This is a genomic window from Cellulomonas phragmiteti, from assembly GCF_016862775.1.
Lineage (GTDB): Bacteria > Actinomycetota > Actinomycetes > Actinomycetales > Cellulomonadaceae > Cellulomonas > Cellulomonas phragmiteti.
In genome coordinates this window covers 38,991-45,420 of record NZ_BONP01000030.1, presented here as the reverse complement: position 1 = coordinate 45,420, position 6,430 = coordinate 38,991, and the positions used below count along the sequence as shown (strand labels likewise).

General features: G+C 74.7%; 8 protein-coding genes. 2 read left to right on the top strand and 6 right to left on the bottom strand.

The genetic code is table 11. The annotated features are described in order from the left end of the window. Positions 1 to 24: 24 nt before the first annotated feature. The 4 genes from Cph01nite_RS16995 to Cph01nite_RS16980 all read right to left on the bottom strand — a co-directional run bounded on the left by Cph01nite_RS16995 (position 25) and on the right by Cph01nite_RS16980 (position 4,055). Complete coding sequence (locus Cph01nite_RS16995) at positions 25 to 1,488, bottom strand: flotillin family protein (protein ID WP_203675880.1); 1,464 nt, start codon at positions 1,486 to 1,488, stop codon at positions 25 to 27. Positions 1,489 to 1,604: 116 nt separating this feature from the next. Further along, a complete protein-coding gene (locus tag Cph01nite_RS16990; protein ID WP_203675879.1) occupies positions 1,605 to 2,072 on the bottom strand; it encodes an NfeD C-terminal domain-containing protein in 468 nt (155 codons plus the stop codon). Positions 2,073 to 2,232: 160 nt separating this feature from the next. Next, positions 2,233 to 3,390, bottom strand: coding sequence for a sensor histidine kinase (locus Cph01nite_RS16985; RefSeq protein ID WP_203675878.1), 1,158 nt, complete (start codon positions 3,388 to 3,390; stop codon positions 2,233 to 2,235). Beyond that, on the bottom strand, positions 3,387 to 4,055 hold the full coding sequence (locus Cph01nite_RS16980) for a response regulator transcription factor (protein ID WP_203675877.1): 669 nt from the start codon (positions 4,053 to 4,055) through the stop codon (positions 3,387 to 3,389). The genes Cph01nite_RS16985 and Cph01nite_RS16980 overlap by 4 nt, the downstream gene beginning before the upstream one ends. Before the next feature lie 117 nt (positions 4,056 to 4,172). On the opposite strand from Cph01nite_RS16980, the gene Cph01nite_RS16975 reads away from it, so the two are divergent. Beyond that, a complete protein-coding gene (locus tag Cph01nite_RS16975; RefSeq protein WP_203675876.1) occupies positions 4,173 to 4,814 on the top strand; it encodes a M15 family metallopeptidase in 642 nt (213 codons plus the stop codon). A 66-nt stretch (positions 4,815 to 4,880) separates the two neighbouring features. Then, positions 4,881 to 5,348 (top strand): hypothetical protein, encoded by a 468-nt coding sequence (locus Cph01nite_RS16970; RefSeq protein ID WP_203675875.1) that lies wholly within the window; start codon positions 4,881 to 4,883, stop codon positions 5,346 to 5,348. Positions 5,349 to 5,376: 28 nt separating this feature from the next. Here the strand turns inward: Cph01nite_RS16970 and Cph01nite_RS16965 are convergent, their stop codons facing one another. After that, positions 5,377 to 5,760, bottom strand: a complete 384-nt coding sequence (locus Cph01nite_RS16965) for a hypothetical protein (RefSeq protein ID WP_203675874.1) — start codon at positions 5,758 to 5,760, stop codon at positions 5,377 to 5,379. Beyond that, the gene (locus Cph01nite_RS16960; RefSeq protein ID WP_203675873.1) at positions 5,757 to 6,428 is read right to left on the bottom strand and encodes an ABC transporter ATP-binding protein; all 672 of its coding nucleotides are present in this window, start codon (positions 6,426 to 6,428) and stop codon (positions 5,757 to 5,759) included. Before Cph01nite_RS16960 ends, Cph01nite_RS16965 begins: the two co-directional genes overlap by 4 nt. Between the last annotated feature and the right edge of the window lie 2 nt (positions 6,429 to 6,430).

Here is a 6,430-nt window from a genome sequence, read left to right as displayed (position 1 = left end):
TGAGAGAGCAATCCAGCCCGGGGGTCAGCTGGTGCGGCCGCTGTCGGTGCTGTCCACGGCCTTGCCGGCGATGCTCGCGACGAGCGTGTTGAGGTCCAGGCCGGTGAGGGACTTGATGACCTCCTGGCCCTCGCCGAGCACCTGCCCGACGGTCCGCGTCATGGCCGACGCACCGTCGGTCGAGACCACCGTGAGCTGGTCGATGTTGCCGATCGGCTCGGCGGCGGCACGGACGATCTCCGGCAGCAGGGCGATGACCTGCTGGGCCAGGACCGCGTCGCCCTGCTCGCGCAGCGCCTCGGCCTGGGCGCGGGTCGCGTCGGCCTGGGCCAGACCCTCGGCGCGGGTCGCGGTCGCGCGGGCCGCACCGAGCGCCTCGACGGCCTTCGCCTCGGCGAGCTGGCGGTCGCGCTCGGCGTTACCGGCGCGGATCGTGGCCTCGGCCGCGGCCTCGGCGTCCTGCACCGTCGCCGTCTTGTTGGCCTCGGCGATCTTCATGCGCCGGTACGCGTCGGCCTCCGTGGCCGCGTTGGCGGCGTCACGCTCGGCGTTGGCCTGCTGGACCGCGGCGTACGCGGACGCCTCGGCCGGCTTGCGGATGTCGATGTCGAGCTGCTCCTCGGTGACCTTGGCCTTCTCGGCCAGCGCGTCACGCTCCTGCAGGGCGACCAGCTTGTCCTGCTCGGCGCGGGCCAGCTGACCCGCGGCGTTGGCCTCGGCGTTGGCGCGGTCGGTCTCCGCCTTGATGCCCGCCTGCTTCAGCGCGAGGTCGCGCTGGCGCTCGGCGATCGACTCCATCGCCTGGATCTTGGCGAACTCCGAGACCTGCTGCGCCTCGGCCTCCTTGACCTCGGCGACCTGCCGGGCGCGCGCCGCCTCGGCACGGCCCAGGTTGGACAGGTAGTCCGAGCCCGGGGTCGAGATGTCGGAGATGTTGAGCAGGTCGACCTGCAGGCCCTGCTCCGCCAGGTCCGTCTTGGTCGAGTTGACGACCGCGTCCTGCAGCGACTTCCGGTCGCTGATGATCTGCTCGATCGTCATGTCGCCGATGATCGAGCGCAGCGAGCCCTCGAGGGACTCCTTGATGACGTCGGTCAGCGTGGCCTGCTGGGACAGGAAGCGCTGCGCGGCACGCCGCACGCCCTCCTCGTCGCCCCGGACCTTGAAGTTGATGGACGCCTTGATCGCGAGCTTGATGCGGTTCTTGTCGACGCCCTCGACGGTGATGCCGATCTGCCGCTGCTCGAGGGAGATCGGGAAGCCCTGCTGCAGCACGGGCCACACGAACACCCGTCCGCCGACGATGACCCGCTGCCCGGTGTCACCCGTCGCGGCCTTGCCCGCGCCGCGGCCGACGATGATCAGCGCCTCGTTGGGGGGCACGCGCCGGATGCGCTTGGTGATGAGCGCGATGACCGCGACGAACGCGATGATCAGCGCGCCCACGGCGAGGATGGTCGCGCCGTCCTGGAAGATTCCGTCCAACATGGTGTCCCGGCTGGGCCGGGCCCCTTTCCTCTCGGTGCTGCCTGGGTCCTGCTCGGGCCGCGGTGCGGCTCAGGTCGGTGGGTGGGCGGCGCGCAGCGGGTGGATACCGGCGCGGGTCACACGGCTCGGACGTGCACGCGCGACCCCGAGACGCCGATCACGACGACCCGGGTGCCGGGGGCGATCTCCTCGTCGGCCCAGGCGAGCCGCGCCTCGAGGTCGCGCACGCCCTCGAGGCGGACCTCCCCGCCCTGCGGGCCGGTGGTCGCGGTCGTCGTGCCGTACGCGCCGTCGACGGGCGGCGGCGGGGCGTCCTCGGTGTCGGACAGCCGCTTGATGGTGAGCTGCGCGACCGCCCCGGCCAGCACGGCGAAGCCGGCGCCGATGACGTACGCCCAGACGAGCTCCAGGTCGGAGGACAGCGCGATGACGCCGCTCGCGCCGAACACGACGGCCCCGACCCCGGCCGCGATGCCGGAGAACCCGCCCTCCCCGATGTCGAAGGACTCGAAGATGTCGCCGAAGACCAGCGAGGCGAGCAGCAGGACGAGGCCGATGCCCCCGATGACGAGGAAGACGGTCACGGGCGTAGGTCCCTTCGGTGGGGTGCGCGGTCAGTATGCCGCAGGCCGTGCACCCCCCGGGTGGGCCCCGGGACCCCCGGTGGACGCCGACCGGGTGAACCGGGGCTGTGGACGGCTCGGGACGTCCGCCGCGACCCGCCCCCGGGTCCGCCCGGTCCTGTCAGCGGACGCCGACCGGCACGTCCGGCGTCCCCTCCAGCGTGACCGTGGCGCGCACACCGCCTGCGGGCCGCGGCTCCAGGGTGAGCACGCCCTCGTGGGCCGTGACGATCCGCTCGGTCAGCGGCAGCCCCAGCCCGTTGGACGTCGCCGGGCCGCTGCGTCCGCGGGACGTCCCGCAGCCCGGCACGACCGCCTGCACCTGCCGCGCGAACGGCTCGAGGGCCACCGCGAGCCGGTCCGCGTCCAGCAGCGCGCCGTCGTTCTCGACGCGCAGCCGCACGCGGTCACCCCCGGTGAGCGTCACGGCCACGCGGCCGCCCGCGGGCAGGTTGTGCCGGACGGCGTTGCGCAGGAGGTTGTCGACGACGCGCGCGAGCAGCGTCGCGTCGCCCGGGACCGTCGCCGGGTCCACCCGCGCGGTCACCTGGACCCCCCGCTCGCGCGCCTCGGGCCGCAGGTCCTCCAGCGCGTCCTCGACGATCACGTCCAGCGCGACCGGTCGCCGCGCCAGCGCGCCGTGGTCCAGCGCCGCGAGGTCCAGCAGCGCGGCCACGAGGTCACCGGCACGTCGCGTCGTCTCGTCCATCCGGTCCAGGAGCACGGGCAGGTCGGTGCCCTGCGGGTCGTCGCGTGCGACGTCGAGCAGCGCCCGCAGGACCGCGAGCGGGGTGCGCAGCTCGTGCGACGCGTTCGCGGCGAACCGGCGCTGCGCGTGCAGGTCGCGCTCGAGGCGGTCGAGCATCGCGTCGAACGTGTCGGCCAGGTCCGTGAACTCGTCGCGACGCGCGCCGCGCAGCCCGACCCGCCGCGACAGGTCCCCCTCGGCCGCCGCCCGCGCCGCGGCGTTGAGGTCCTGCAGCGGCGTCAGGACGCGCCCGGCCAGCCACCACCCGCCGACGGAACCCACGACGAGGAGCACCGCGGTGGCGATCCCGCACGCCCGCACGACCGCGGCGAGGATCTCGCGGCGGGACGCGATGGGCATGTCCAGGTCCTTGGGGTTGGCCGCCGTCAGCGGGTAGTTCGGCACGAACCGCATGACCGCCCACACGCACACCGACATGACGAGGGCCGCCACCAGCAGGAACGCGACGTAGCTGAGCGTCAGGCGCAGCCGTGCGGTGACCCGCGGGCCGCGGCGCCCGCCCGGGCTCACGCGTCCTCCGGGTCACCGACGCGGTACCCCACGCCGGGCACGGTGTGCACCACCCACGGCGTCCCGAGCCGCTTGCGCAGGCCGGAGATGGTGATGCGCACCGCGTTGGTGAACGGGTCGGCGTTCTCGTCCCAGGCGCGCGCGAGCAGGTCCTCGGCGCTGACGACCCCGCCGCCGGCGGCGAGCAGCACCTCCAGCACGGCGAACTGCTTGCGGCTCAGCGGCACGTGCAGCCCGTCGCGGAACACCTCGCGCCGGAACGGGTCGAGCCGCAGCCCGGCCGCCTCGAGCACCGGCGGCGGCGTGGCCCCGCGCCGGCCCAGCGCGCGCACCCGCAGGACCAGCTCGCGCATCTCGAACGGCTTGGTGAGGTAGTCGTCGGCCCCGACGCCGAACCCGCGCGCCTTGTCGTCCAGCGTCGCCGCGGCCGTGAGCATCAGCACGCGGGTGCCCGTGCCCGACGCGACGACGTGCCGGCCGACGTCGTCGCCGTGGATCCCCGGCAGGTCGCGGTCGAGCACGACCACGTCGTACGCGGTGTGCGCGAGACGCTCGAGCGCCTGCTCGCCGTCGTCCGCGACGTCCGCGGCGACCGCCTCGCGGCGCAGCGCCGTCTGCACGGCCTCCGCCAGGTAGCGCTCGTCCTCGACGACCAGCACCCGCACCACGTCACCCCGGTTCCGTCGACGACCCGACGCCCCGAGTCTAGGAACGGGCGTGTATCGCCGGCGTCTGCGTTCGGCGAGACGCGCTCGCAACGTCGGGACGCCTGGACTGGCGGCATGACAGCGACCACCAGCTCCACGACCACCACCACGACCGCACCTCGCGACCCTCGACCGGCCCGCATCCGCCGCACCGCACGTCCGCACGCCGTCCGCCGGGGCTCGCGAGCCGCCCGGGCCCTGGTGGCCGCGCTGCTCGTCGGCACCCTCGGGACGGCGTGCGCGCCGGGCGTCGTCCTGCGTCCCGGGGAGCAGGCGTCGACCGCCGTGGACGACCCCCGCCTGCTCGACGACCAGATCGACCCGTTCGACGACGCGCACCCCGCGATCGCCGGGCTGGACCAGGTGCTGCGGGTCGCCGTGCAGAGCGCCGCCCGCGACGCGCACGCGCGCGGTGTCGACCTGTGGGTGACGTCCGGGCTGCGCACGGCGAACCAGCAGCGTGCGCTCATGGACGCCGCCGTGCAGCGCTACGGCTCCGAGGAGGAGGCCCGCCGCTACGTCGCGACCCCCGAGACGTCGAGCCACGTGACCGGCGACGCCGTCGACATCGGGCCGACGGACGGCGCGGACTGGATGGTGCGCCACGGTGCCGCCTACGGGCTGTGCCAGACGTACGCCAACGAGATGTGGCACTTCGAGCGGGCGACCGAGCCCGGCGGGACGTGCCCGGAGCCGAAGGCGGACGCGACGCAGTGAGCGTGACCCCGCACGCCGGGCCGACGCCGGCGTGCGGGGCCGGCGTGCACTGGGCAGGGTGGGGGGATGGACGAGGTGACGGGACGGGACCCCCACGACGGCCCCGACGAGCAGCACGTGCCCCCGGCGGGTGTCGACGACGCGACCGTCGCCGCGGTGGGGGGTGTGACGGCGGCGTTCGAGGTGGTGGAGCACGCCCGCGGCATGCTGTACGCGTTCCACCGGCTGATCGGCCGGGCCGACCTCGAGCTGCAGGAGGCGCTGGACGACCTCGAGGCGGCCGGGCACGGGGAGCTCGCCGACCGGGTCCGGGCGGACGTCGTCGGGCGCAACGTGCTCGAGGGGCGGTGGACGTTCCAGGTCGTGGAGGACTTCGACGACGGGTACCACCGGGCGTTCGCCGACGCGGAACGGCAGGTCCGTGAGGAGCTGACGGCTGGGCGACGGCACGTGTTCGAGGCGCAGCTCAAGGAGCGCGAGCGCACCCACGGTCGTCGGGGTCACGAGGCGCGGCCGGCCGAGCCGGTCGTCTGAGCCCGGCCGCGCCTCACCCCACCGCGGATCAGTCCTGGACGAGCTCGACCGGCACGCCGTAGCCGTCGCTGTCGTTGAGCACCTCCTCGACGGCGGTGCGCTCGGTCCCCGCGCGGTAGCGGACCTCGACGACCGCGCGGTCGGGGTCGTCGGCGCAGGGCACTCCGCTCGTGACGCGCACGCCGCCGCCGACCCCCTCGATCCGGGTGGTCAGGTCGGTGTGCGCCTCGAGCGCCGCGGCGACCTCCGCGGCCGACGGGAGCTGATCGCACGGGGGACGCGCGACGTCCGATCCGAGCGGCCGGATCACACCGAGGGCGACCAGCAGCACCACGAGCACGACCAGCGAGACCGCGGCCAGGACCCAGGTCAGCGGACGCCGCCGCACGCCGGTGGCGCGTCCGGCGCTCACGGCTGCACCGCCGCGGCGACCGCGGCACGACGCGCACCGACCGTGTACTGCGTGTCGGCGGCCGCGACGACGTCGTCGTCGTGCGTCGCGACGACGACGGTGCACCCGGCGCGCGCCCGCGCGACGAGCAGGTCGATGACCGTGCGCCGGTTCGCGTCGTCGAGGGACGCCGTCGGCTCGTCGACGTACAGCACCCGCGCGTCCTTGTAGACGGCGCGCGCGATCGCCAGCCGGTGCTTCTCACCACCCGAGAGGTGGGCGGCCCGCTCCTCCTGGCGGCCGGCGAGCCCCGCGACACCCAGGGCGTCGAGCATGCGCGCGCGGTCACCGCGGGCCCGGTTGGTGAGCACCCCGGCGCGCATGGTCACGTTGAGGGCGACCGACTCCTCGTCCATGATGCCGGTGTCCTGCAGCACGAAGGCCGAGTGGTCCCGCCAGAACCGGCGACGCCGGCCGGAGCGCCAGGCGGTCGTGTCGGTCCCGTCGACGAGCACGCGTCCCGAGCTCGGCACCTGCAGGAGCCCGAGGCAGTTGAGCAGGGTCGTCTTGCCCGAGCCGGAGGGCCCGACGAGCACGGTCATGCGACCCGGCGCGCACGTCAGGTCGACCCCGTCGAGCACGGGCACGCCGTCGATGACGACGCGGAGGTCCTCTGCGGTCAGTTCCATGT